The sequence below is a fragment of the Isoptericola hypogeus genome (assembly GCF_039531145.1).
GTDB lineage: Bacteria > Actinomycetota > Actinomycetes > Actinomycetales > Cellulomonadaceae > Isoptericola > Isoptericola hypogeus.
The window spans coordinates 80984-106698 of sequence record NZ_BAAAPM010000001.1; the positions used below are offsets into that span (position 1 = coordinate 80984).

Genomic DNA, 25715 nt, shown 5'->3' on the forward strand with positions numbered 1-25715 from the left:
CCACCACCAAGAGAGGACACCGATGTCCAGACGATGGATCAGGACGAGCACCGCGGCGGTCGTCGCGGTCAGCGCGGTCGCGGCCGTCGGGGTCGGGGCCGTCGCCTTCGACCCCTACGCGGCGATCACCGCGGGCGTGGACAAGTGCCCGCATTTCTACGTCTCCCCCGACGGCGACGACGACCGCGGCAAGGGCACCGAGAAGCGGCCCTGGGCGACGCTCGACAAGGCCCGTGACCACATCCAGGACCTGGGGCTCAACCATCCGCAGAAGATGCGGTGCGACATCACCGTCAACCTCGCCGAGGGTGACTACCCGGTGACCGAGACGATCGAGTTCACCGAGAAGGACTCCGGCAGCCGCGGCAACGAGGTCGTCTACCGCAGCCCCGACGGGCCCGGCAAGGCCAACCTGGTCGGCGCCGAGGAGATCACCGGCTGGGAGCCGTACCAGGACGGCATCTACAAGGCGAAGGTCGACCCGGACGAGCCGTTCTACACCATCTTCGAGGACGGCGAGCGCTCCGAGCTGGCCCGCCACCCCAACCGGACCTCCGAGGACACCCACGCGCCCTACCTGTTCTCCGTGCTCGGCGAGCCGGAGAAGGAGGCGGTCCGCTCCTGGCTCTACTGGAAGGACGGCGACTGGGACCCGGCCTGGGACGACACCGAGACGAGCAACCCGCTGAAGGATGCCCAGATCACGGTGTGGTCGGGCGGGTCGTGGAGCTGGTTCACCGACACCATCCCGATCGGCGGTGCGGACTACCGCAAGAACTTCGCGACGTTCGACTACTGGTCGCGGTACGCCCTCGTCAACAGCCGCAGCGGGTCGCGCTACTACATCCAGAACGCGATGCCGTTCCTGGACAAGGCGGGCGAGTACTACATCGACCGCGACGCCGGCGACCTGTACTACATCCCGAAGGGCGACATCGACGACGTCACGATCATGAAGCCCACCGTGGACCGCGTCATCGACGTCAAGGGCGAGTCCGCCGAGGACAAGGCGCACGACATCACGTTCGACGGCATCGGCGTGCAGTACTCCGACTTCGTGGACTGGTACCGCTCCGGCTGGATCAGCGCCGGCGACTCGGGTGATCCCCACACCTACCCGGAGTACGACCGGCAGATCGAGATGCCGCGCAACCGGTTCGGCGCGATCACCCTCGAGAACACCTCCAACATCACCCTCACCGGCATGCACGTCCAGGACACCGGATACCACGGCGTCTACGCCCTGTTCGCCAACGACCACCTCACCGTCGAGAACACCCTCATGGAGAACCTCGGCGCCGACGGCATCAAGGTCGAGGGCGGCTGGCCCGGCGAGGGCGACCTCTCGCACAGCCACACCCTGCGCAACCTCTACATCCACCACGTCGGCGAGCTCGTGCCCGGCGACGCCGCCGGCATCGAGCTCATGTCCACCGGCGACAACACCATCGAGCACGTGCACGTCAAGCACTCCGCCCGCTACGGCATCAGCCTCGAATCACGCCCCGAGGTCGTCGACGGCGACCAGTACACCGACAACAACACCTTCCGCTACATCCGCATCGACCAGGCCGGACTCGACTCCGGCGACATGGGCGCCTTCTACACCTACGGCGTCGCCAACCAGGACCCCCACCCCATCCAGAACACCGTCGACCAGATGGTCATCGGCGACGTCATCCCCGACCCCGCAGGAGCCATGCCCGACAGCGGCACCCGCGGAGTCCACATGGACGCCGGCGGCTGCGGCTTCGCCTTCTCCAACATCGAGGTCGGCGAGACCACCGACCAGTCCTACCAGTCCTACCAGTGCAACGACGTCACCAACGGCAACTGGGAAGACGGCTTCGACGCCTCCCAGATGCAGTACGACCTCATCGGCACCACCGACGAGTTCCCCTACTCCGTCGAGTAGGACCAGGCGGCCGTGCCCGCGCCCCAGCGTGCGGGCACGGCCGTTCCCCTATCACCCATGTGAGCGCTCACACTCTGGAGAGCCAGCCATGACCGCATCGAGACAGCCCACCCGATCGCTCCGCCGCGCGCCCGTCGTCCTCGGCGTCGCGGCCGCGTTGCTCGCGTCCGCCGTCGTCCCCGCCGGTGGCGCGACCCCCGCGGGCCCTCCGCCCGACGCCGCCGCCGGCCTCGAGCGCCCATTCGCGATGCCAGGCTTCGTGGAGCGCGACGACAACGGCGCCCTCCTCGTCGGGGAGGGCGAGAGCCGGTTCGCCCTCCGCGTCGACCTGCTGACCGCCGGGAACAGGCTCGTCCGGGAGAACCAGGGCCTGCTCAACCACGTCGCGCACGTCGGCCCCGTCACCGTCGACGGCTCGTACTACGAGGTGGCGATCAGCAGCGACGACCGGACGATCACCCCCGAACGGCTCGGCGCGTTGCGCGAGATCCTCGCCCACCCCGACGAGTGGTCCGCGGAGCAGGTGGAGCAGGCACGCGAGCAGCTGCCGAGCCTCCAGCAGCGGTACGAGCAGATCCAGCGCGACAAGCAGACGATCGTCGTGCGGTTCGCCCGCACGGCACAGAACACCCTGGTGGGCTCGGTCACCGCGCGCGACGCCGACGCCACCGTCTTCCTCGAGACGGCGCCGCCGTGGGGCGAGGAGAGCTCCTACGAGGTCACCGACGACGGGGGCATCCGCGCCTCCGGCGCCGGGCTCGACGACCCGGCCGCCGTCGGCCACTTCGCGCTGACCCCGTCGCAGCGCCCGGACGACGGGGCGGCCTACGCGTCCGTCGACGACATGGTCGCGGCGATGGAGGGCGAGGAGGGCGCGACCGGTGACGCCGCGGCCGCGCTGCGCTACACGCTGGAGGAGGACGAGACCATCACGTTCACCACCAGCGTGTCCGACGAGCCGCCGGCGGCACACCCTCGCCACGGGACGATCCTCGGCACCCTCGCCCGGGCCCGGGCGCGGGCCGACGACGGCACCCTCAGCGGGAGCGGGCCCGCCGGCCGCGCCGCGACGGCGATGCGCACGGCCATGGCCTTGAACGCCAACTACGACGAGGCGAGCCGGCAGAGCTTCCTCGTGTGGGGCTGGGGTCGGGGCGGGGCGGAGAACGACCACATCTTCACCGGCTGGGACTCTGCCTGGGACGCCATCACCGCGCTCACCGTCGACCCCGAGCTGGCGCGCCAGCACGAGCGGGTCCTGTTCGCCTCCGGCGGCCCGCGGTACGACCAGCTGCACGCCGGCCCCATGCACGCCTACGCGGTGCGGAGGATCCACGCCGCCACCGGCGACCGCGAGCTCGTGGAGCAGGCCTACCCGTCCCTGGTCGAGTTCTTCGACAAGCTGCCCGAGTGGGACGTGAACGGCGACGGCCTCCTCGAGGCGCCCTACGAGGCGGACTCGAGCAAGGTCGGCAACCACCTCGGCCTCGACGACCTGCCCCTGTACCTGGCGGGCGACCGGATCCCGAAGGAGGGCGGCAGCGGCGACGAGCGCGACAACACCGACCTCACCGACGTCGCGCTGACCTCCTACTACGCGCTGATGGCGGACTCGCTCGCCGACCTGGCCGGCGCGCTCGGCAAGGCCGACGAGGCGCGGCGGTTCGAGGCCGTCCACGACCGGGTCGAGGAGGCCGCGAACGAGACCCTGTGGAACGACGAGCTGGGGCTGTACCTCGACCGGAACCTCGACGGCTCCTGGGGGAACGTCGTCACGCCCACGGCGTTCTATCCGCTCTTCGGCGGCATCGCGACGCCAGAGCGGGCGGAGCGGACGGTCCGAGAGAACCTGCTCGACCCCTCGACGTTCTGGGGCGAGTACGCCATCCCCAGCATCAGCCGCGACGACGCGGAGTACTGCGCGCACGGCGACGTCTCGTCGACGTCCTCGCCCGACTACAAGTACTACATCGGCTGGGGCGACGAGAACACCTGCGAGCAGTGGCGCGGCGCGGTCTGGCCCCCCATGAACGCCACGGTCTACGACGGCCTGAAGCGGTACGGGCTGGACGACGCGGCCGGCCAGCTTGCGACCAAGAGCACGAGCATGTACCTCGACAGCTGGGACGCCAACGGCTACTTCCCGGAGTACTTCGACCCCGAGCCCGGCCAGGTCATCAACGCCTCCGCGGTGGACAGCGCGTGGCGGTACTACACCTGGTCCAACGTCATGCCGCTGATGGCGGTGCACGAGCTCGTCGCCGAGGACGCGTGGGGCCGCCCCGGGTCGGTGACGTTCGGCTCCCACGCCCTGCCCGGCCGCAACTCCGTCGACGACGTGCGCGTCGGCGGGCACACCTACGCCGCCACGGTGAGCCCGCACCTCACCACGCTGCGCCAGGACGGGCGGACAGTGTTCCGCGCGACCGGGGGCCGCGTCGTCGTGCGCGACTTCGCGCCGACCCGCGGCCGCGCGTGCTTCGACGTCAACGCCTCGGAGCGCGCACGGCTCGCCGTCTACCCGGAGCGCGGCGGCGTGCACCGCACCACGGTGGACGAGGGCAGTTCGCGCGTCTGCCTGTGACACCCCCGACGCCCGGTCATGGCCGCCAGGTCATGGCCGGGCGCCGACGCGCCTGCCGTCGTAGGCGGCCACGAGCTCTGTGCCGATCCGCGCGAGCTCGGCGACGACGGCGGGCGGGCCGACCACCTCGAGGCCCGCGCCCCACCCGGCCAGGTGCCGGGCGACGTCCAGCGGGGTGGGCGCGCCCACGCGGACCCGGGTGCGGCCGTCGGCGTCCGCGTCGCCCGGGTCTTCGACGTGCGTGTGGCGCCCGAACTGCGCGCGCAGCACGCCCACGTGCTCGGAGGCGACGAGCACGGTGGCCCAGGTCGCGGAGCGCCGCTCCTCGACCTCGCCGACGATGCGCTCCCACTCGGCGGCCAGGTCGAGGTCGTCGGGAACGGCGGACGGCGTCGCGGTGACCTCCAGCCCGCGCACCCTGTCCACGCGGAAGGTGCGCGCGCCCTTCGGCGTCCCGGCGACGAGGTACCAGACGCCGTCCTTGTCGACGAGGCCCCAGGGGTCGACCTCGCGCAGGGAGGCGTTCCCGGTGGCGCCGGTGTAGTCGATGCGAACCCTCCGCCGGTCGACAACGGCGCGCTGAAGGGTGTCCACCTCCGGCGGCCGCGCGCGGCCCGCGGCGCTCCACCCCTCCGGGTCGACGACGACCGCAGCGGCGGCCGCCTGCGCCTCCTCGCGGAACGTGGCCGGCAGCGCGCGCACGAGCTTGCGCAGCGCCGCGCGGGCGTCGTCGGACGACGCCGCGCCCGGGCCCGCGAGCAGGAACAGGGCGCGGGCCTCGGGCGCCGTGAGCCCGCTGAGGTCGGTGCGCGCGCCGCCGACGAGCGACCACCCGCCGCCACGCCCGGGCTGCGGGTAGACGGGCACGCCGGCCGCCGAAAGGGCCTCGAGGTCGCGGCGGGCGGTGGCGACGGAGACCTCGAGGTCCGCGGCGAGCTCGGCCGCGGTCACGCGCGGGCGCGCCTGCAGGTGCAGCAGGACCTGGATGAGTCGGTCGGCGCGCATGCTCCGAGATTGCCACGAAAAGTAGTCAGGAGGTGAGCACTTTGGCGCCGATGCTGGTAACAGACGGCGTCACCAGGACGCCGCACCGACACCGGGAGCAGACATGCTGCGCGGACTGACCACCATCACCTACCTCGCCGACGACGTCGTCGCCGCCCGCGACTGGTACGCCGAGGTGCTCGGCGCCGAGGCGTACTTCGACCGCGACGCCGACGGCGCCCTGGCCTACACCGAGTTCCGCCTCGGCGACTACCAGCACGAGCTGGGCATCATGGATCGGCGCTTCGCTCCCCCGTTGCCCGGCGGCGCGGCGTGTGCGATCGCGTACTGGGCGGTCGACGACGCCCGCGCCTCCTACGAGCGGCTGCTCGCGCTGGGCGCCATCGAGCACCTGCCGCCGACGGAACGCGGGCCGGGGTACGTCACCGCGTCCGTGGTCGACCCGTTCGGCAACGTGCTCGGGGTGATGGAGAACGCCCACTACCGCGAGGTGCTGGCGTCACTGCGCGGGTGAATTGAGGTCGCAGACCGGCAGGGCGACGGGCGCGTTGCTACGTTCATGGAGGCATCAGCGGTGGCCACGGCCCGGCCCGCTGATCCGGTCAGGGGAAAGGGTCGGACCGGTCGCTCGCCTCGGCGAGCGCTCCACACGCACCTCGCGTGCGTCTCCACCTTGTGAGTCGCGTGCGGGTCCGACCGCTTCTCGGCGTGCACGTCGCGCCCGGGCGTCGCGACCCACCGCGCGTCGATCGGAGCACCCCGATGACCGTCACCTCGTCCTCGTCCTCGCCCCGCGGCGTCGCCCGCCGCCGCTTCCTCACCGGCGCCGGAGCGGCCGCCGTCGCCGGCCTTGCCGCTGCCGGCACCCCCGCGACGGCGGCGCCACCTGACGACACCGCGGCCGGTGGTCCCGGCGCCGGCCGGGCCACTGCCAACGACACGCCGATCGACAGCACCATCGCCTCGGCCCCCGCCAGCGGGTACGTCTACCGGCACGCCTCCTTCTTCGACTTCGAGCCGGAGATCCATTCGGCAGCCCGCGCTTGGGGCGGGAACGGCTGCTACGCCACCACGGGGAGCCCGATGTGGGCCAGCATTGACATCCCCCAGGGTGCCCGCGTGCGCGACATCGAGTGGTACGTCTACAACGCATCCGCGACCAACGTGCTCTGTCTCGGACGCGTCTGGGCCGCCGGCACGGGCACCCTCGGGACGGTCGCGGTGGACGTGCAGGCGTCTCCGGGCAACGGCATCCGCGCGTTCCGGGGCGTCGTCCCGAGCTCCGCCTACGGCCCCTTCCCGCTCGGGTGCAAGCTCATGCTCGGCTTCAACTCGTACACCGGTGCCACGTCCCAGGTGAACGGCGCCCGGGTCGGGTTCTCGAACGGCGGCGGAGCCACCGGGATGCTGTCGACGCCGATCCGCGCCTACGACTCCCGCGCGACCGGCGGCAGGCTCTCGGCCGGGACGACGCGAACGATCACGCTGCCGCCGTCGACCTGCCCCGTCGGAACCAGCGCCGTCATCGTCAACCTGATCGCCGTCGGGGCCGAGAGAAGTGGCTTCCTGCGGATGTGGCCCGGTCACGTGACCGACACCTCGACCTCGGCGATCAACTACACCAAGGGCACCACCCTTGCCAACGCGCAGGTCGTCGGCGTGAGCAACGCCAGGAAGATCAAGCTGCGGTCCAGCGCCAGGACGCACGTGGTCATCGACGTGCTCGGCACGATCGGCTGAGCTCGACCGGGGACCGGGGCGAGACGCCCTGGATCTCCGGGCAGAAGACCGGCCCGTCGGCGCGATCTGCCCCTCGGGATCACCCACGCCCGCACCGACGACTCGGTCGGAGCGGTGTGACAATGGCCTGACGGGGGGACTGAAGGGGGTCCGACGTGCCGCTTTTCATCATCGAGCGCGAGTACGCCGAGCGCGTCGACCCCTACCTGGGCGCCTTCGACGAGATCAACGAGGTCAACGCCAACGAGGGGGTCCGCTGGCTGTACTCCTTCCTCTCGCTGGACCACCGCAAGTCCTACTGCCTCTACGAGGCGCCGAACGCCGAGCTGATCCTGAGCGCGGCGGCAACGGCGGGGATCCCCGCGGACCGCGTGACCGAGGTCGCCGGCCGGGTCCTGCCGTCCGGCGCGCTAGAACCGGTCGTCTGAGGCGTGCGGCGGGCGCTGCGGAGCTCGCGGACCGCGCTTCAGGCGAGCAACCCCTGATCGGCGGCATAGCGTGCGGCGCGGGTCCGGTTCTCGCAGCCCGTCTTGAGCAGGATGCTGCGCACGTGGTTGGCGGCGGTGTTCTCGCTGATGACCAGCGCGCGCGCGACCTCGCGGTTGCTCAGACCTTCCGCCACGAGGCGGAGCACCTCCACCTCGCGCTCGGTGAGCCCGTCGGCGCGGCGCGCCCGTACTCCGTCGACGACGTCGAGCATGCGCAGGACCCGTAGCGAGCCGATCGGTGTCGCGATGCGCCGCGCCTCGGCCGCGATCGCCCCGACGTCACAGCCGTCCACGCCCGTCGTGAAGTGCGCCATCGCGTGCGCGGCGAGGGTGTGCGCGACGTGCAGGTGCGCCCCCATCCTGCGGTCCATCGCCTCCGCGCGGGCGAAGTCCGTCTCCCACTCCCCCGCCCCCAGCAGGGCGTCGAGGGAGCCCAGGTAGCGGTCGGCGCTGCCCATCGCGCTGACGAGCGAGCCGAACATGAGGTTGAGGCCCGTGTACGGGGCGAGGGCGGCGCGTACCAGCCGGCCCGCGTCCACGTCGCCGAGGGCGACCGCCGCGTCGGAAAGGATCGTCAGGACTCCCGCTCGGGTGCCCGGTGACGGATCGGCGGCGCCGGACTCGAGCAGCCACCACAGCGCGCGGCGGGCGGCGTCGTGCATGCCGAGCTCGGTGTAGAGCGCGAGCAGGCCGGGGACCCACCGTTCGCCGAGGTCGTCCTCGTCGCTGAGCGCCCCGCGGGCGGCCTCGAGGTCGCCGGACTCCCGGCGGAGCACGAACTGCTGCACCCCGTACTGGCCGTCGGATCCCACGTGCTCGTCGAGCTCCACGGCCGCGCCGATCTCGACCAGCGCCTCCGACACCTGGGCGGCGCGTGCGAGTCGGCCGGCCGCGACGTGCCGGGAGAAGTCGACGCAGCCCGCGAGGTAGCCGAAGTACGGTTGGTGGGTGCCTTCGGCGGCCTGGCGCAGGTCCGTGAGACCCGCCCGGAGGATGGCGGCGTCGCCGCGCTGGTAGCCCAGCAGGGTGCGGAACGAGGCGGCCGGGCCCAGCCGCCAGAGGTCGTGCGTCTGCAGGCAGAGCTCGGTGAGCTCGGCCGCGCGGCCGAGCTTGACGTCGGCGTCGGTGACCGCGCTGCCGAGGACGAGCGAGGCGACGAGCGCGTCTCGGAGCAGGTCGTCGCCGCCGAGCTCGCGGGCGCGTTCGACCGCGTGCTCCACCAGGAATCGGGCCTGGTCGTCCTCGCCGTCGAAGGCGAGCGCACGGCCCAGACCCGCCAGCGCGCGCACCTGCAGCTCCTCGTCCTGGTCGCCCGCCGAGTCCAGCGCGGCCCGCAGCAGGTCGGCCGACCTGCCCGCGACGAGGTTGGTGCGCCAGTTGGCGTCCTCGAACAGGACGGCGGCGCGGAGCTGGTGCGCGGATGTCGCGTCGTCCGCGATCGGCTCCGCGAGCGCCCGCGACCGTACGAACGCGCCGGTCAGCATGCGTTCGCGGGCGGCGAGCAGGGTGACGTCGTCGGCACGCGCCCGGTCGTCCTCGACCACGGCGGCGCGCTCGTAGAGGTCGGCGGCCTCGTCGTGCGCCAGGCCCTCCGCCGCCAGATCCGCGGCGAGGCGCAGGTAGCGGGCCGCCTCCGGGCGGTACCCCAGGACGTGCGCCGCCTCGAAGTGGTGGGCCACCCGGGCCACGTGGGCAGCGCTGCGACCGCCGCGCGCCTCCAGCGCACGGGCGACCCGCAGGTGGAGGGCGGCGCGGCGGGCGGACGGCGTCGCGCCGAGGACGATCTCCCGGGCGATGGCGTGCCGGAACCGGACCGCGGTCGGCGTGTCGTCGCCCGGCTCGAGCAGGTGCGCGTCGAATGCGGCATCGAGGTGCCCCAGCGTCTCCTCGGGCGGGATCCCGCCCGTGCCGACCAGCAGGTCCGCGTCGACGACGTCGCCGATCACGGCCGCGAGCTCGACGGTCGCGCGCGCCCCGGGACTCAGCATGCCGAGGCGGGCCTCGACCGCGTCCTGGACGGACGGCGGCGCGCGTCCAGCAGGATGCACGAACCCGACCGGCCCGCGAGCGCCCAGGGTCTGCACGAGCTCGCGCACGAAGTACGCGTTGCCGCCGGTGCGGTCGCGCAGGTCCGGGGCGACGGTCCGCGCCAGCGTCGCCGGCAATCCCGCCTCCTTCAGGAGGTACTCCTCGACGTCGTCCGTGGCCAGCGGGGGCAGGTCGATGCGCCGCACCCCGTCGAGCCGGCAGAGGCCGGCGACGTGGTGGACGAGGCGGTCGGTCCGGTCGGTCGCGGTCGTGCGTTGGGTCGCCACGAGGAGCAGCCGGAGGTCCGTCGTCTGCTCCACGAGGTACGAGAGCAGCTCCCACGCCGTCTCGCCGGCCCAGTGCACGTCGTCGAGCAGCAGCACGAGCGGCTCCACGGCGGCCGCCGAGCGCACGGAGGTGACGACGGCGTCGAGCAGGTCGCGGCGGGACGCGCGGCCCGCCGGGCGCTCGCCCGCGACGGTGTCCAGGAGCGCGACCGTACGGACCAGCGCGTTCGCGTCGGGCGACGGGGCCGCCAGGGCGAGCGCGCCGTCGGCGATCGCCGTCCGCATCGCGGCGACCGGAGCGACGAACGGCTCGTAGGGTGACGCGAGCGTGCTCGGGCACGTGCCGGTGAGCACGGTCGCGACCTGGGACCGCAGGTCGGCCGCGAGCTGTGCCAGGAGACGCGACTTGCCTGCTCCGGGCTCACCGCCCACGAACCGGACCTGACGCGATCCCTCGCGGGCCGCGTCCCAGGACTCTCGGAGCTGGGCTCGCTCGGCCCGACGTCCGACGAAGCAGCTCTGTGTCGCCTCGTCGCGGCGCCCTCGCCCACGTGCCGACCAACCGGACACGCCGACAACGCTACGCCCGGGCGTTCATCCCGGTCGATGGTCAGTTCTGACCATGCGCGACGCCCGCCGAAGATGGTCGGTTCCGGTCATGAATCGCTCCGGCCCCCGCTCCTAGCGTGACGCGTAGCAGGGGCCCGATCACGAAGGAGTGGACCCATGACTGGACGGAACCCGCCTCAGGGCTCGACCCGCGCCGACCCGGGCGTGTCGAGCGGGCGGAAGGGGAAGACGGTGTCCCGCAGCGGAGGGAGCCTTGCGTGCCTGCTCGCCGCAGCGTGCGGCGCGACCCTCGCGCTGGGCGCCCCGGCCACCGCGCGGCCCCTGGAGGACGAGGACCGCGGAGGACCGAGGTCCGTGCTCGAGGGCCGCGCCTCGCTCGCCCCCGGCGAGCTGGGCGGGGGCGGGTGGTCGATCGTCACCGACGAGCCGGACCGGCTCGTGCTCGTGTCCGGGGCTGCACGGGTGCGAGTCGTCGTGGACGCCGCGGTCGGCGCGACCGCCGGCGATCCCGGGCGGGGAAAGCTCGTGGCGGCGCTGTCGCACACGGACGGGCTCGCGGCGGCGAGCTACGTGACCCGGCCCGCCGGCGTCTTCGTCGTCTTCGACGCCGACCCGTCGATCAGGTCGGAGCAGGAGGAGTCCTGGTTCGGCTCGACGGAGTCCGGCTGCACGGTGTTGCCGTGGCCGGGAGCCGGACTCTATGGGACGACGCTCACGGGCGAAGGCGACGCCAAGGTGGTCCTGGGCACGCCCTGCACCGTCGAGCGCGTCTACGTCGTCACCCGCGGCGCGGGCAACCTCCTGGTCGAGGCGCAGGTGCCGCGAGGTACCGATGACCCAGCGGCGTCCCTGGACGCCATGGACGAACTGGTGATGACGCTGGTCCCGGCCGGCGCACGCATCGACGACAACCTGTCGCCGCTCGACCACGCCCACCGGTGAACCCTGTCACGGCGGTGTCCAGCACCCGGTGCTGGACACCGCCTCCGCGCGCCGGTCGCCGTCGCGCGGGCACGCGCCCGCCGGGATCGTCGCAGGGAAATGATTGCCACGGACGGCGTCGCCTTGGTTGGATGTCGACATCCGCCGAACAAGGGAGTTCGCCATGCCGCAGCTGTCCCGCCGCCAGGTCCTCGCGATGGTGCCCGCGGGGGCGTTCGTCGCCATCGCGGCGCCGCTGCGAGCCCGCGCCGACGTGCCGTCGGACCACGCGCGCCTGCTGGCGAACGCCCGGGGGATCTTCGCCGGCACGGCGGCGTCGAACGCCCGGCCCGAGGCCGCGGCGAAGCTCGCCCCGATCCACTCCGCGGCCCGCTCCCACCTTGCCGGCCTGGACGCCGCCGGCCCGGGCGAGCTGTTCGCCGGCGTCCCGCTCGGCACGAGCGACCCGAACCTCAGCACGTCGTTCCTCCGGCTGTACGAGATCGCCCTGGCGACCAGCACCCCGGGCTACGCGTCCGACCTGGTGGGGAACGCCGGCGTCCAGCGCCGGGTGCTCGACGGGCTCGAGTGGCTCCACGCGAACTACTACGGCGACCAGGCCACCGGCTACTACGGCAACTGGTTCAACTGGGAGATCGGCATCTCCGCGAGCGTCAGCAAGACGTTCGCGCTCCTGGCCGACCTGGCCGCGGCGGAACGGCCGGGCCTGCTCCCGACCTACGTCGCCTCGATGGACGCGTACCTGCGGAACGGGAAGGACGGCGACGTCGACCTCGACTCCCGCTTCCACACCGGCGCCAACCTCGCCGACATCACGACGAACCGCGTGCTGCAGGGCGCGCTCACCGGCGACGACGCCCGCGTGTCCAAGGCGATCGCCGACCAGTCCACGGTGTTCACGACGATCGACCCGTACGACATCCAGCACGGGAACACCGACGGCTACTACGCCGACGGCTCGTTCATCCAGCACCACTCGGTGGCCTACACCGGCTCGTACGGGCGCACGCTGCTGACCCGCGTCGTCCAGACGATCAAGCTGCTCGACGGCACCGCCGCCGCCCCCGGGACCGAGCTGCCCGACGTCGTCCACGGCTGGGTCCGCGACGGGTTTGCGCCCGTCATCGTCGACGGCTGGATGATGGAGATCGTCAAGGGTCGCGCCGTGTCGCGGACCGGCAGCGGGTACGCCGACGTCGCCACGGTGCTCGAGGCCACGGTGGACCTGAGCGCCTACACGAGCAGCGCCAACGCGGCCGCCCTGGGCGGGTACGTCCGCCACCTGGCGACGGCGTCGCCCACGCCGCCGGACCCTGCCCGGTTCGTCTCGCCGGTGAGCATCGTCCGCTACGCGGACCTCCTCGCGGACGCGGGCACGCCCGCCGCGGACCTCAACCCGTCGGAGCGCTCGGTCGCCCTCAACGCCATGGACCGCACCGTGCACCGGCGCCCCGGGTACACGTTCGCGCTGGCGCGCAGCTCGGACCGGATCAGCAGGTACGAGTACATGAGCGGCGAGAACCTCATGCCGTGGTTCCAGGGCGACGGCGCGTTCTACCTCTACCTCGCCGGCCAGGACCACACGCAGTCGTTCGGCGCCGACTTCTTCACCACCGTCTCGCCGTACCGCCTGCCCGGCACCACCGTGCCGGTCGAGGAGCGGCGGACGGTCCCGGAGCTGTACGGGCAGCTCTGGTACGAGAACCCCGGCCACCCGCTCGGGTTCACCTCGTCGTCGGCGTCGCAGAACACCTACGTCTACTTCCCGCGCGGCACGAACTCCTTCTCCGGGGGCGCGACGCTCGGCACGTTCGGTGCCGCGGGCATGGTGCTGTCCGACGACGTCCCGTACGTCGACGCGCAGGCCGGCGTCCTCCCCGCCGACTTCGTGGTCTACGCGAACGCCCGCGCGGCGAAGTCGTGGTTCCTGCTCGACGACGAGGTCGTCGTGCTGGCGGCGGGGATCCACGACCGGCACGGCCGCGACGTCGTCACGACGCTGGACTCCCGCATCGCCGCGCCCGGCGACGGCGTCGTCCTGACCGGCCGTCGGGCTGACGGGGGCCCGTGGTCGCCGGGCGACGGCGCGGCGCGGCTCGACTGGCTGCGGTGGGACAACCCGGGGCAGGGGGTGGCCGTAGGGTACGCCCTGCTCGACTCCGGGCCGGTGCACGTGACGCTCGAGGACGTGACCCGCAGCCGCCGCGTCATCCGGACGTCGAACCCCGACACGGCGGTGACGAAGCGCGTGTTCACGGCCGCGGTCGAGCACGGGCGACGCCGCCCCGAGCTCGCCTACGCGATCGTGCCCGGCGCGACCCAGGAGCGCCTCGCGGCCTACGGGCGCCGGGGGCCGCTCGCCGTGCTCGCGAACGACGAACGCGTGCAGGCCGTGCGGCACTCGGGTCTCGGGCTCGTGGCCGCGAACGTGTTCGCCGGCCGTGCGCACGTGCGGAACCTGGCGATCGACGGCCCGGCGTCGGTCCTCGTGCGCGAGGACGACGACGGCCGCACGTCCGTGGCGTTGTCCGACCCGACGATGCTGCGCGACGCCGTCGCGGTGACGATCCGTGGCCGGGGCCTCGAGGTCGCCTCGGCGGACGACGGCGTCGAGGTGCGCCGCGTGCCGGGCGGCACCGAGGTGCGGGCCCGCACACGCGAGGCCTACGGCGCGAGCCTCACCGCGGTGCTGCGCCGGCGCTGACGCCGGCCACCCGTGCTTGCGCACGATCCCGCGGCGCACACCAGACGGGCCGTGGCCGACGCCCTCGGCCACCCGTCACCGGAGGCGAGCTCGTACCGGTCGCGCCCCCTCGGGGCGCGTGATTGGTTGTGCCCATGACGCTCCCCTCCTTCCAGGACCGCCGCGACTTCGACGACGTCGCGCGCGGCAAGATCGCCGACCTCGCGCCCGAGGTGATCAGGGCCGAGGACGGCCACGTGGTGTGGGACACCCACCGCTACGACTTCCTGCAGGGCCAGTGCCCGCCGACCGCGAACCCGAGCCTGTGGCGCCAGGCGCAGCTCGCCGCCGTCGGCGGCCTGTTCGAGGTCGTGGAGGGCGTCTACCAGGTGCGCGGGTTCGACCTCTCGAACATGTCGTTCGTCGAGGGCGACACGGGCGTCGTGGTCGTCGACACGCTCATGTCGATGGAGACGGCGGCAGCCGCGCTCGCCCTGTACCGCGCGCACCGCGGCGACCGGCCTGTGACCGGCCTGGTCATCACGCACTCGCACGCCGACCACTACGGCGGGATGTCCGCCGTCGCCGAGGAGGGGACGGAGATCTTCGCCCCGCACGGCTTCCTCGAGCACACGGTGTCCGAGAACGTGTACGCCGGGCCGGCGATGTCGCGCCGCGCCGTCTACATGTACGCCTCCGACCTCCCCGCGGACGGCACCGGCCAGCTCGGCACGGGCCTCGGGATGGGGACGTCGAACGGGCGGCTCTCCCTCGAGGTACCCACGGTCGACGTCACGACCACGGGCGAGGAGCACACGGTCGACGGCGTGCGGATGGTGTTCCAGTTCACGCCGGGCACCGAGGCGCCCGCCGAGATGAACATCTGGTTCCCCGACCGCAGGGCGCTGTGCATGGCGGAGAACGCGACCCACAACCTGCACAACCTGTTGACGCTGCGCGGGGCGGAGGTCCGCGACGCGCGCAGCTGGGCGCGCTACCTGCACGAGACGATCGAGCTCTTCGGCGGCGAGGCCGAGGCCGTGTTCGCCTCCCACCACTGGCCCACCTGGGGCGCGGAGGACATCCACGCGTTCCTGGCCACCCAGCGGGACCTGTACCAGTACTTGCACGACCAGACGCTGCGGCTGATCAACCAGGGTGCCACCGGCATCGAGGCCGCCGAGAAGTTCGAGCTCTCCCCGGGCCTGGAGCAGGCGTGGAACGCCCGCGGGTACTACGGGTCCGTGAGCCACAACGTGAAGGCGATCTACCAGCGCTACCTCGGCTGGTTCGACGGCAACCCCGCGCACCTGTGGGAGCTGCCGCCCGAGGACGAGGGCCGGCGGTTCGTCGAGCTCGTGGGCGGCGCCGGGCCCGCGCTCGCGGCCGTCGAGCGGCTCACCGCCTCCGACGACCCTGCGGACTGGCGCTGGGCCGCGACCGTGGCGAGCCACGTCGTCTTCGGCGGCGGCGAGCACGACCCGGCCGCCCGTGAGGCCCTCGCCGCCGTCCTCACCAAGCTCGGCCACGGCGCCGAGAACGCGACGTGGCGCAACTTCTACCTGCGCGGCGCCCAGGAGCTGCGCGGCAAGATCGCCGCCGCGCCCCCGAACCTGTCCACCCCCGAGGTCCTCGGCGCCCTGACCATCACCCAGCTCTTCGACTCGATCGGCGTCCGCATCGACGGGCCGCGCGCGGCGGCCGACACGCTGTCCGTGGACTGGGTCCTCACCGACCTCGGGCTCACCTACCGCGCCGCCCTGTCGAACGGCGCCCTCATCCATGCCGAGCGCGGTGCCCGCGAGGCAGACCCCGACCTCACCGTGACCCTCACCAAGCCGCAGCTGCTCCGGCTGCTGGGCACGCAGGCCGACGACGGGGTGTCGTACGACGGCGACCGGGGCGTGCTAGGACGCCTGCTGTCCTACGTGGACGCGACGTCCAACACCTTCCCGATCGTCACGCCGTGAGGGTGGCCCACCGATGACCGAGACGCCTGCGGCGCCGACGACCACGCGCGCGCTGCTCCGCGGGAGCGTGCCGGCGCTCGGGGTGGGCGTCGGCTCGGCGCTGACCCTGGTCGCGCTGTCCGGGCTCGCGGCCTGGCTCCAGCAGCGGATCTGGCACGACCTGCCCGCGAGCTGGGGCGTGCCGCAGGACTCGCCGTGGTGGACCGTGGCCGTCCTCACGGTCACGGGGGTCCTCGTCGGCGCGGTCGTGCGCTGGGTGCCCGGGCACGCCGGGAACGACCCCGCGACCTCCGGGCTCGTGGCGCCGCCCCTCCCGGCGGGCACGGTGCCGGGCCTCGCCCTGGCGCTGGTCCTCGGCCTCGCCGGCGGCGTCAGCCTCGGGCCCGAGAACCCGATCATCGCGATCAACGTGGCGCTGGCCGTGTGGCTGCTGGCCCGCCCGGGCAGCGGGACGGCGGCCGCCGGCCCGGTGGGCCTGGCGACGGCCGGGACGATCGGCGCGATGTTCGGGACGCCGGTCGCGGCCGTGCTCGTCCTCACCGAGGCGCTGGCCGAGCACGGCCGGGGTGAAGGCCGGCTCTTCGACCGGCTCTTCGGCCCTCTGGTGGCCGCCGGAGCCGGGGCGCTGACCATGCAGCTCATCGGGGCGCCGACGTTCTCGGTGGACGTCGCGCCGTACGGCGAGCCCCGGCTGTGGGACATCGTGGCGGCCGTGGTCGTCGCGACCTGCGCGGCGCTGCTCGCCTACCTCGCCGTGCTCTCGTTCGCCCCCGTCCATCGGGCCTTCCACCTGCTGCGCAGCCCGGTCCTCGCGCTGGGGCTCGCGGGCCTGGTGCTCGGCGCCCTGGGAGCGATCGGCGGCCCGCTCACGCTGTTCAAGGGGCTCGACGAGATGAAGGAGCTCGCCGAGCGTGCCGACGAGCTCGGCTGGCTCGCGCTCCTCGGCATCGCCGCGGTCAAGACGGTCGCCCTCGTGGTCGCGTCGGGTGCCGGGTTCCGCGGCGGGCGGATCTTCCCGGCCGTGTTCATCGGCGTCGCCGTCGGACTCGCGGCCAGCGGGCTCGTGCCCGCCGTCCCGGCGGCGGTCGCCGTCGCCGCCGGCGTGCTCGGCGCGGTCCTCGTCGTGGCGCGGAGCGGCTGGCTCGCCCTCTTCATGGCGGTGGTCACGGTCGGCGACATCGCCCTGCTCCCGGTCCTCTGCCTGGCGGTCGCGCCCGTGTGGCTCGCCGTCCGCGCCATGCCCGAGATGCTCCTGCCCGCGGCCGGCGACGACCGCCCGGAGTTCGCGGCGCTCAGCGGTGCCGGCCCGAAGCACCCGGCCTGATCCCGACGCTCCGGGCGGCCGCAGGGGCCGCTCACTGCCCGCTGCGCTCGGCGAGCTCCCGCAGGAACGTGGGGAACCGGCCGGCGCCGAAGTCGTAGTAGCGGGCCCAGCCGGGCGTGATCGAGATGCGCGCCATCTGGTCGTACATGGCGCGGCAGGCCTGCTCGAACTGCGCGAAGGCCTCGGCGTCCATGTTCGCGCGGGCGGCGGCGAGGTACTCCTCGGCCACGCCGTCGACGACGCGGATCTCGGCGCGCCCGCGCACCGACAGCGACCGCGCCCCCTGCGGCGAGTCGCCGACGTCGAAGGCCAGGGCCACGTCCGGGCGAGCCGTCAGCGCCGCGACCTTGGGCGCCGTCGGGTGCGTGGCGATCACGAACTGCTCACCGGTCCAGAAGTAGCCGACCGGGACCGTCCGCGGCGTGCCGTCCTTCGCGGTGTAGGCGAGGTGGGCGGACGAGGTCGCGTCGAGGACCTCCCTCGCGTCGGCCAGCTCGCGGTCGATGTCCTGCTGATCCATCACTGTGTCCCTTCGCCGGGTGCGGCGCTCGTCGCCGGTCTCGAATCTAGGACGGAACCGGCCGCGAGCTCTCGACATCGAAGGGCGGGGCTTCCCGCCGCCGATGACACCCAGGACGTCTCGACGTCCACGACGGCTACGCCAGCCCGAGCTCCGTGCGCAGGGTGCGGGCGACGAGGTCGGGGACGTCGAGGTCGCCCGGGTGCAGGGCGTCGTAGACCTGCAGCCCCTCCCAGGTGGAGATCACGAGCGCCGCGCGGACCTCGGGGCTCAGGCCGTCGTCGGTGACAGCGCCCTCGTCGCGACGCATCCGGATCATCGCTCCGATGATGTCCACGAGGACCTGGTGCCGCTGCTGCAGGGCCTCGCGGGCGGGGTGGCCCTCGCTCCCGGCCTCGGCCGACAGCGTCGACAAGAGCTGGACCAGGCCCGGCGTCGCGCGGTTCCGCTCGGCCACGCCGACGAAGGCGTCCACCACGCTCTCGACGGTGAAGTCCAGGGCCGGCAGGGACGCGACGGCGAACTGCGTGTCGTGCCACTCGATCACCGCCAGCAGGAGCGCGGTCTTGTTCCCGAAATGGTGCATCAGGGTGGCGTGGTCCACGCCCGCCTCGCGCGCGATGCCGCGCAGGGACGCGCCGTGGAACCCCTTCTCCGCAAAGGCCTCGGCCGCCTTGGCGATGATCGCCCGCCGAGTCACCCGTCCAGTGGCGTACTCCTTGGGACGCGTCGTGGCCTCCTGGCGGTCGGGCATGGGGCTTCCTCCACGTGTGACGTGCAGAGTTCCACCACGTGGTGGAACTTGGTCTACGCTACCCGCGTGCAGATCGATGACGACCGCCGGCGGGCGCGCAGCCAGATGACACTGGCGGAGAAAGCATCGCTCATGTCGGGTGCGAACTTCTGGAACACCAAGGCGCTGGGACGCCTCGGCGTGCCCTCGATCATGCTCACCGACGGCCCCCACGGACTGCGCAAGCAGGGCGGTGCGGCCGACCACCTGGGCCTCAACGCGAGCCTGCCCGCCACCTGCTTCCCGACGGCCGCGACCCTCGCGAACAGCTGGGACACGGACCTCCTGCGGCAGGTGGGCGAGGCGCTCGGCGCCGAGGCGGCCGCCGAGTCGGTGAGCGTGCTGCTCGGGCCCGGCCTGAACATCAAGCGCAACCCGCTGGCGGGGCGCAACTTCGAGTACTTCTCCGAGGACCCTCTGCTGTCCGGGAGGCTCGCCGCCGCGATGATCCGCGGCATCCAGTCGAACGGCGTCGCCGCGTCGGCCAAGCACTTCGCGGTGAACAGCCAGGAGACGCACCGCATGAGCATCGACGAGATCGTCGACGAGCGGGCGCTGCACGAGATCTACCTCGAGGGGTTCCGCATCGCCGTCACCGAGGGCGGCCCGTGGACCGTGATGAGCTCGTACAACAAGGTCAACGGCACGTACGCGAACGAGAACCGCGAGCTGCTCGAGGCGATCCTGCGGCGCCACTGGGGCTTCGACGGCCTCGTCGTCACCGACTGGGGAGGCAACCACGACCGCGTCGCGGGCCTGGTCGCCGGCAACGCCCTCGAGATGCCGTCGACCGACGGCGTCACCGACCGGGAGATCGTGGCCGCCGTGGAGGCGGGCGCGCTCGACGAGGCCGTCCTGGACGCCCGCGTCGACGAGCTGCTGGCGCTCGTCGAGCGGACGACGGCGGCCCGCGCCGGGGCTCCCGGCGTCGACCACGACCGCCATCACGAGCTCGCCGTCGAGGCCGCGCGCCGCTCGGTCGTCCTGCTCGACAACGCCCGCGGCACCCTGCCGCTGGGGCCGCGGTCCGGCCGGGTCGCCGTCATCGGCGACTTCGCGGCCGCCCCGCGCTACCAGGGGGCGGGCAGCTCGCTGGTCAACCCGACCCGCGTGGACTCGGCGCTGTCCGCGCTGCAGGCCTCCGGCCTGGACGTCGTCGGGTACGAGCCGGGCTTCGCGCGCCGCGACGTCCCGTCCGAGCGGCGCCGGCGCCGCGCCGTGCGCCTCGCCCAGCGGGCCGACGTCGTGCTGCTCTTCCTCGGCCTCGACGAGTCCGCCGAGGCCGAGGGCGTGGATCGCGCGCACCTGCGCCTGGCGCGCAACCAGCTCGCGCTCACCCGCGAGCTCGTCTCCCTCGGCGTGCCCGTCGTGGTGGTCCTGTCCGGCGGCGCCCCCGTCGAGCTGCCGTTCGCGGGCCACGTCGACGCGATCGTGCACGGCTACCTCGCCGGCCAGGGCGGCGGCCGCGCGATCGCCGACGTGCTCACCGGCCGCGCCAACCCCGGCGGGCGCCTCGCCGAGACCTACCCGCTGCGCTACGCCGACGTGCCGAGCTCGGCCACGTTCGCGCGGACCGAGGCGACCTCCGAGCACCGCGAGAGCATCTACGTGGGCTACCGGTACTTCGACAAGGTCGGGATGCCGGTGCGCTACCCCTTCGGGCACGGGCTGAGCTACACCGAGTTCGCCTACGCCGACCTGCGTGCCGGGCGCACGTCCGCCGAGGTGACCGTCACCAACACGGGCGAGGTCGCCGGCGTCGAGACCGTGCAGCTCTACGCCGAGCCCGCCGGGCGCGCCGAGGGCGAGCTCCGTGCGCCGCGCGAGCTGGCCGGCTTCGCCACGGTCGCCCTCGAGCCCGGCGAGAGCGCGACCGTCACGATCGGCTACGCCGAGCACGCGTTCGACGTCTTCGACCCCACCGCCCACGACTGGCGCACCGCGCCGGGCCGCTACGCGGTCCTCGTGGGGGCGTCCTCGCGCGACATCCGGCTCCAGGCCGCGCTCGAGGTCGAGGCCCCGGCCGGCCGAGCAGCGGACCCCGCCGTCCTGGCCCCCGACGTCGCGCGCCTGCCCCACTACCTCAGGGGCGACGTCGAGCACGCCGGCGACGCCGAGTACGAGGCACTGCTCGGGCGCGCGCTGCCGCCGTCGGCCTGGCCCACCGGCCGGCCCCTCACCCGCGACGACATCATCGCCCAGGCCAAGGGCCGCCGCGGGTTCGGCGGGCTGCTCCACGGCCTCATCGAGCTCAGCGGCCGGGTGCTGCTGCGGCTCGGCAAGCCCCTTGCGGCGAACAACACCCACTTCGCGCTCGACCTGCCGTTCCGGTCGATCGCGCGCATGAGCGGCGGCACGGTCGACGACGACATGCTCGACGGCCTGCTGCTCATGGTCAACGGCCAGTTCCTACGTGGAGCGCGCCGGACGGCCACGGCCTGGCTCGCGCAGCGCCGTCGTGCGCGCGCCGCCCGCACGGCGGCCCCCACAGTCACCCCACCTACCACCACGGTCATCGACAAGGACTGAGAGAAACACCCGATCATGGCAACGAGGCACGAGATCAAGCAGGACGCGGTGACGCGCGTCCGGGAGCGGCGCGCGGCGAAGCGCGCCCGCAAGGCCGAGCTGGCGGCGATGCCGACCGACGAGCGCAAGGCCGCCAAGGCCGCCGACCGGCAGGCCGCCCGCGAGGCGAAGCAGGCCGCCAAGGAGCAGCGCGCGCAGGCGCGCGCCGACATGACGCGCGCCGAGAAGCGCGAGGACTCCCGGCGCGCGCGCATCGAGCGCAAGGTCGCCCACCGACCCCGCCGCGCGGTCGGCTGGGGCGTCACCACCGTCGCCGTGGTCGCGATCGGGGTGCTGGTCGCGCCGTTCGCGATGTCGTTCGGCCGGCTGATGACGATCCAGTACGACGACGCCACGCCCGCGGGCGACGCCGCCCGCGCGCACGCCGCCCAGGTGTCGGAGTCGATCTCCGACGAGGGCATCGTCCTGCTGGAGAACGAGAAGAACGTCCTGCCGCTGGCCGAGGACACGCTCAACGTGTTCAGCTTCGCGTCGTTCAACCTGCGCCTCGGGGGCGGCGGTTCGGGCGGCAGCAACCAGTCCCGCGCGGTGACGCTCTACGACGCGCTCGAGTCGCAGGGCATCATCGCCAACCCCGACCTCAAGGCCACGATGGAGGAGGCCGGGGCCGAGGCGAGCTCGGGCGGCGCCAACGGCCTGCTGCAGATCGCCGGCAGCCTGCTCGGCGGCGACGAGGAGCGCGAGCCCGCGCCGGACTACCTCACCGACGACGTCATGGCACAAGCCGCGCAGTTCTCCGGCACCGCGCTGGTGGTCGTGGGCAACGACGGCGTCGAGGGCTCCGACATGACCCCCGACGAGCTGCGCCTGACCGCCCACCAGCGCGAGCTGCTCGACGTCGTCACCGGCACGTTCGACGACGTCGTGGTCGTGGTGAACTCGGGCAACCAGATGGAGCTCGGCTTCCTCGAGGAGTACCCGCAGATCAAGGGCGCCCTGTGGATCGGCACGCCCGGGCCCCGCGGCGCGGTCTCGCTCGCCAAGGTCCTCACGGGTGACGTGAACCCCTCCGGCCGCCTCACCGACACCTACGCCTACGACGTGACCAGCGCCCCGGGCGTCGAGAACGTCGGCGACTTCGCCTACGCGAACGCCGACCGCGCGTTCCTCGACTACGAGGAGAGCATCTACGTCGGCTACCGCTATTACGAGACGCGCTGGGCGGACGACGAGGCGGGCTACGCCGAGGCGGTGCAGTACCCGTTCGGTCACGGCCTGAGCTACACGTCGTTCGACCGGGTGGGCAGCGAGCCCCAGGTGCGCGACGGCGAGATCAGCGTGGACGTCGAGGTGACCAACACGGGCGACGTCGCCGGGAAGGACGTCGTCCAGGTCTACTTCTCCGCCCCCTACACGCCCGGCGGCATCGAGAAGTCGGCGATCGAGCTCGCCGGGTACGCCAAGACGTCGCTGCTCGAGCCCGGGCAGTCCGAGACCGTGACCGTCACCTTCGACGAGCGCGACATGGCCTCCTGGGACACCGACGGCCACGGCGCGTACCTGCTCGAGGCCGGCACCTACGGGATCTCCGTGCGCACCGACGTGCACGCGCCGGTGGCCGAGTTCAGCCACCGGGTGGCCGAGGACGTCGTCTACGACGCCGACGCCGACACCGGCCACGAGCTGACCAACCGGTTCGGCGACGCCGAGGGCGACCTCACGTACCTCTCGCGCGACGACTGGGACGGCACCTACCCGCAGGCGCCCGAGGCCGGCACCGTCGCGTCCGACGAGCTGCTCGAGCGCATGGACCCGCAGATCGAGGCCGCCGAGGGCGACGTGCCGACCTACGGCGCGGACAACGGCCTCGAGCTGGCCGACCTGGCGGGCCTCGAGTACGACGACCCGCAGTGGGACGCGTTCCTCGACCAGCTCACCCTCGACGAGCAGGTCGACCTCTTCGCCAAGGGCGCGTACCGCACCCACGCGGTCGAGCGGCTCGGGATCCCCGCCGTCGACCTGCTGGACGGTCCCGCAGGGCTGAACTCGCTGTTCAGCCCCCTGGACGGGGCGGCGTACCCGACCCAGATCGTCGTGGCGTCCACGTGGAACGACGACCTCGCCCGCGCGCTCGGCGAGTCCGTCGGCGACGAGGCCAACGCCTACGGCGTCGAGGGCTGGTACGCGCCCGGGATGAACCTGCACCGCACCGCGCTGGGCGGGCGCGACTTCGAGTACTACTCGGAGGACCCGCTGCTGTCCGGGAAGATGTCCGCCGCGATGGTCTCGGGCGCCGAGAGCCGGGGCGTGCTGACCTTCATGAAGCACTTCGCGCTCAACGAGCAGGAGGTCAACGCCCGCTCCGGCGTCAACGTGTTCGCCAGCGAGCAGGCCCTGCGCGAGCTCTACCTCGAGCCGTTCCAGATCACGGTCAAGGAGGCCGGCCCGACCGGTGCGATGAGCTCCTTCATCAACATCGGCGGCGTGTGGGCCGGCGGCAACGAGCCGCTCCTGCAGGACGTGCTGCGCGGCGAGTGGGGCTTCCAGGGCGTGGTGTCGACCGACGCCGTGCTCGGGAAGTGGATGGACCCCGGTCTGGCCGCCCGGTACGGCAACGACCTCATGCTCGCGATGCTGCCGGGCACGGACAAGGCCACCCGCGAGGCGGTCGACGAGGACCCGGTCGGTGTCGGCAACGGCCTGCGCGACCGCGTCCACGCCGTGCTGTTCGCGGTGCTGCAGACCAACCTGTTCGACTGACGCGCCGGACCGTCCCGTCCGGCGGTCCACGACGTGCCCGCCCGGGAGCTCCGTGCTCCCGGGCGGGCACGCGGCGTTACCCGGGCGTCGTCGACCTGCGCCCCCGCCGGTGCGTAAGGTACTTCGCATGCGAAGTGAGGGTCCGACGACGGTGACCACCGACGAGCTGCGGATCCAGATCCCGGCCGGCGGGTGGGTCGTGGGCACGGTACGGACCCCGGCCGACGGCGCGCCCCGCGCGGTGCTGGTGATCCACCCGGCGACGGCGGTCCCGGAGCGCCTGTACACCTCGTTCGCGGAGTACCTCGCGGCGAACGGCTACGCGGCCGTGACGTACGACTACCGCGGCACGGGCCGGTCCGGCAGCCCGCGGGACCATCGCGGCCTGCGCATGCGGGACTGGATGGCCGACGACGTGCCCGCGGTCGCGGCCTGGGCGCGCCCCAGGTTCGGCGACGTGCCGCAGCTCGCCGTCGGGCACAGCATCGGCGGGCACGCGCTGGCGCTCGGTCACGGGTCGCGGGGCCTCGCGGCGTTCGTCACGGTGGCGTCGCACGCCGGGGTGACGGCCACGATCCCCGACCGCGCCGAGCGGGCGCGCGTCGGGCTCGTGCTGCGGGCGGTCGGGCCGGCGGCCGCCCGGGTGCTGGGGTACGTGCCCGGCCGCCGCCTGGGCCTCGGGGAGGACATGCCGGCCGCGGCCATGCTGGAGTGGAGCCGCTGGTCGAGGCTGCCGGGATACTTCTTCGACGACCCGACCCTGCGCGCCGCCGAGGAGGCCGCACGAGTCACGGGCGACGTGCTCGCCTTCGGGTTCACCGACGACCCGTGGGCCACGCCCGCCCAGATCGACGCGATCACCGACCGCCTCACGGGCGCCAGGGTCGAGCGGCGCACGTGGAGCCCCGCCGACGGTGGGGTGGAGCGGATCGGGCACACCGGCTTCTTCCGGCGCGGCCTGCGCGACACGCTGTGGCCACAGCTCCTCGCCTGGTGCGACGCACGGGTCGAGGACGCCCCGGCGCAGAAGGACGGCACGGTCAGCCTCCGCGCCCGGAAACCGCGCCGATGACGGACGCCCGGCGTCGCGCTCCGCGGCTGGTGTTCCTCACCACGTCGGCGGAGCGCCAGATGCGACGGTGGATCGCCCGGCGCGGCGCCGGGCAGGCCGGACACGGCATCAGCGCCGCCGGCTGCGGGGTCCTGCTCCACCTCGCCGACCACCCCGGCGCGACGATCGGCGAGGTGACGGCCGCGCTGCAGGCCTCCCCCGCGGGCACGAGCGGCCTGCTGGCCCGCATGGAGGGCGCCGGCCTCGTGCGCCGCCGCGCCGACCCCGACGACCACCGCACGGTCCGCCTGGACCTCACACCCGCCGGCACCGCCGCGCTGACGGACGTCCGCGGCGCGCTGGCCGAGCTGAACGCACGCCTGACCGACGGCTTCAGCCCCGACGAGCTGGCCGTCGTCGCCCGCTGGCTCGAGCACGCGACGCGCGCCCTGCGCTGAGGAGCGCCCGGAGCGCACCTCACCTCCCCCGCCGATGGCCTGTTCGGTTCTGTGCGAACTGTTCGGGC

17 protein-coding genes are annotated in these 25715 nt (G+C 73.3%); 13 read left to right on the forward strand and 4 right to left on the reverse strand.

Annotation, left to right across the window (positions count from 1 at the left end; translation table 11 throughout):
• Nucleotides 1-22: 22 nt before the first annotated feature.
• The gene (locus ABD254_RS00380; RefSeq protein WP_344244512.1) at nt 23-1915 is read left to right on the forward strand and encodes a right-handed parallel beta-helix repeat-containing protein; all 1893 of its coding nucleotides are present in this window, start codon (nt 23-25) and stop codon (nt 1913-1915) included.
• An 88-nt stretch (nt 1916-2003) separates the two neighbouring features.
• Nucleotides 2004-4499, forward strand: coding sequence for an amylo-alpha-1,6-glucosidase (locus ABD254_RS00385; RefSeq protein WP_344244514.1), 2496 nt, complete (start codon nt 2004-2006; stop codon nt 4497-4499).
• Between the two features lie 30 nt (nt 4500-4529).
• Here ABD254_RS00385 and ABD254_RS00390 read toward each other — a convergent pair whose 3' ends face one another.
• Nucleotides 4530-5504, reverse strand: coding sequence for a helix-turn-helix transcriptional regulator (locus ABD254_RS00390; protein WP_344244516.1), 975 nt, complete (start codon nt 5502-5504; stop codon nt 4530-4532).
• Nucleotides 5505-5607: 103 nt separating this feature from the next.
• Here ABD254_RS00390 and ABD254_RS00395 point away from each other — a divergent pair, with 103 nt between their 5' ends.
• The 3 genes from ABD254_RS00395 to ABD254_RS00405 all read left to right on the forward strand — a co-directional run bounded on the left by ABD254_RS00395 (nt 5608) and on the right by ABD254_RS00405 (nt 7672).
• Complete coding sequence (locus tag ABD254_RS00395; RefSeq protein WP_344244518.1) at nt 5608-6018, forward strand: VOC family protein; 411 nt, start codon at nt 5608-5610, stop codon at nt 6016-6018.
• 248 nt (nt 6019-6266) lie between these two features.
• The gene (locus ABD254_RS00400) at nt 6267-7244 is read left to right on the forward strand and encodes a hypothetical protein (protein WP_344244520.1); all 978 of its coding nucleotides are present in this window, start codon (nt 6267-6269) and stop codon (nt 7242-7244) included.
• 155 nt (nt 7245-7399) lie between these two features.
• Nucleotides 7400-7672 carry a DUF4242 domain-containing protein gene (locus tag ABD254_RS00405; protein ID WP_344244522.1) on the forward strand — a complete coding sequence of 91 codons (273 nt, stop codon included), beginning with the start codon at nt 7400-7402 and terminating at the stop codon, nt 7670-7672.
• Nucleotides 7673-7710: 38 nt separating this feature from the next.
• On the opposite strand, the gene ABD254_RS00410 is transcribed toward ABD254_RS00405, so the two are convergent.
• Nucleotides 7711-10617: a helix-turn-helix transcriptional regulator gene (locus ABD254_RS00410; RefSeq protein WP_344244523.1), complete on the reverse strand. Its 2907-nt coding sequence runs from the start codon at nt 10615-10617 to the stop codon at nt 7711-7713.
• Nucleotides 10618-10773: 156 nt separating this feature from the next.
• On the opposite strand from ABD254_RS00410, the gene ABD254_RS00415 reads away from it, so the two are divergent.
• From ABD254_RS00415 to ABD254_RS00430, 4 genes are all read left to right on the forward strand, one after another.
• A complete protein-coding gene (locus tag ABD254_RS00415; protein ID WP_344244525.1) occupies nt 10774-11559 on the forward strand; it encodes a hypothetical protein in 786 nt (261 codons plus the stop codon).
• Nucleotides 11560-11722: 163 nt separating this feature from the next.
• Nucleotides 11723-14263: a polysaccharide lyase family 8 super-sandwich domain-containing protein gene (locus ABD254_RS00420; protein ID WP_344244527.1), complete on the forward strand. Its 2541-nt coding sequence runs from the start codon at nt 11723-11725 to the stop codon at nt 14261-14263.
• 134 nt (nt 14264-14397) lie between these two features.
• Nucleotides 14398-16212: an alkyl/aryl-sulfatase gene (locus ABD254_RS00425; RefSeq protein ID WP_344244529.1), complete on the forward strand. Its 1815-nt coding sequence runs from the start codon at nt 14398-14400 to the stop codon at nt 16210-16212.
• A gap of 13 nt (nt 16213-16225) precedes the next feature.
• Entirely contained in the window at nt 16226-17536 is a 1311-nt protein-coding gene (locus tag ABD254_RS00430; protein WP_344244531.1) for an ion channel protein, read from the forward strand.
• 31 nt (nt 17537-17567) lie between these two features.
• On the opposite strand, the gene ABD254_RS00435 is transcribed toward ABD254_RS00430, so the two are convergent.
• Nucleotides 17568-18056, reverse strand: coding sequence for a pyridoxamine 5'-phosphate oxidase family protein (locus ABD254_RS00435; protein WP_344244533.1), 489 nt, complete (start codon nt 18054-18056; stop codon nt 17568-17570).
• Nucleotides 18057-18192: 136 nt separating this feature from the next.
• Complete coding sequence (locus ABD254_RS00440) at nt 18193-18810, reverse strand: TetR/AcrR family transcriptional regulator (protein ID WP_344244535.1); 618 nt, start codon at nt 18808-18810, stop codon at nt 18193-18195.
• A 66-nt stretch (nt 18811-18876) separates the two neighbouring features.
• Here ABD254_RS00440 and ABD254_RS00445 point away from each other — a divergent pair, with 66 nt between their 5' ends.
• The 4 genes from ABD254_RS00445 to ABD254_RS00460 all read left to right on the forward strand — a co-directional run bounded on the left by ABD254_RS00445 (nt 18877) and on the right by ABD254_RS00460 (nt 25647).
• A complete protein-coding gene (locus tag ABD254_RS00445; protein WP_344244537.1) occupies nt 18877-21378 on the forward strand; it encodes a glycoside hydrolase family 3 C-terminal domain-containing protein in 2502 nt (833 codons plus the stop codon).
• Between the two features lie 15 nt (nt 21379-21393).
• Nucleotides 21394-24138 carry a glycoside hydrolase family 3 protein gene (locus ABD254_RS00450; RefSeq protein WP_344244539.1) on the forward strand — a complete coding sequence of 915 codons (2745 nt, stop codon included), beginning with the start codon at nt 21394-21396 and terminating at the stop codon, nt 24136-24138.
• Between the two features lie 127 nt (nt 24139-24265).
• Nucleotides 24266-25210, forward strand: a complete 945-nt coding sequence (locus ABD254_RS00455) for an alpha/beta hydrolase family protein (RefSeq protein WP_344244541.1) — start codon at nt 24266-24268, stop codon at nt 25208-25210.
• Nucleotides 25207-25647: a MarR family winged helix-turn-helix transcriptional regulator gene (locus ABD254_RS00460; RefSeq protein ID WP_344244543.1), complete on the forward strand. Its 441-nt coding sequence runs from the start codon at nt 25207-25209 to the stop codon at nt 25645-25647. The genes ABD254_RS00455 and ABD254_RS00460 overlap by 4 nt, the downstream gene beginning before the upstream one ends.
• Nucleotides 25648-25715: the final 68 nt, after the last annotated feature.

Coding starts and splice junctions, on each gene's coding strand:
- ABD254_RS00460 (WP_344244543.1), top strand. CDS start 25,207: ATGACGGACGCCCGGCGTCGCGCTCCGCGGCTGGTGTTCCTCACCACG.
- ABD254_RS00450 (WP_344244539.1), top strand. CDS start 21,394: ATGGCAACGAGGCACGAGATCAAGCAGGACGCGGTGACGCGCGTCCGG.
- ABD254_RS00440 (WP_344244535.1), bottom strand. CDS start 18,810: ATGCCCGACCGCCAGGAGGCCACGACGCGTCCCAAGGAGTACGCCACT.
- ABD254_RS00420 (WP_344244527.1), top strand. CDS start 11,723: ATGCCGCAGCTGTCCCGCCGCCAGGTCCTCGCGATGGTGCCCGCGGGG.
- ABD254_RS00425 (WP_344244529.1), top strand. CDS start 14,398: ATGACGCTCCCCTCCTTCCAGGACCGCCGCGACTTCGACGACGTCGCG.
- ABD254_RS00415 (WP_344244525.1), top strand. CDS start 10,774: ATGACTGGACGGAACCCGCCTCAGGGCTCGACCCGCGCCGACCCGGGC.
- ABD254_RS00455 (WP_344244541.1), top strand. CDS start 24,266: ATGCGAAGTGAGGGTCCGACGACGGTGACCACCGACGAGCTGCGGATC.
- ABD254_RS00435 (WP_344244533.1), bottom strand. CDS start 18,056: ATGGATCAGCAGGACATCGACCGCGAGCTGGCCGACGCGAGGGAGGTC.
- ABD254_RS00430 (WP_344244531.1), top strand. CDS start 16,226: ATGACCGAGACGCCTGCGGCGCCGACGACCACGCGCGCGCTGCTCCGC.
- ABD254_RS00400 (WP_344244520.1), top strand. CDS start 6,267: ATGACCGTCACCTCGTCCTCGTCCTCGCCCCGCGGCGTCGCCCGCCGC.
- ABD254_RS00385 (WP_344244514.1), top strand. CDS start 2,004: ATGACCGCATCGAGACAGCCCACCCGATCGCTCCGCCGCGCGCCCGTC.
- ABD254_RS00395 (WP_344244518.1), top strand. CDS start 5,608: ATGCTGCGCGGACTGACCACCATCACCTACCTCGCCGACGACGTCGTC.
- ABD254_RS00380 (WP_344244512.1), top strand. CDS start 23: ATGTCCAGACGATGGATCAGGACGAGCACCGCGGCGGTCGTCGCGGTC.
- ABD254_RS00390 (WP_344244516.1), bottom strand. CDS start 5,504: ATGCGCGCCGACCGACTCATCCAGGTCCTGCTGCACCTGCAGGCGCGC.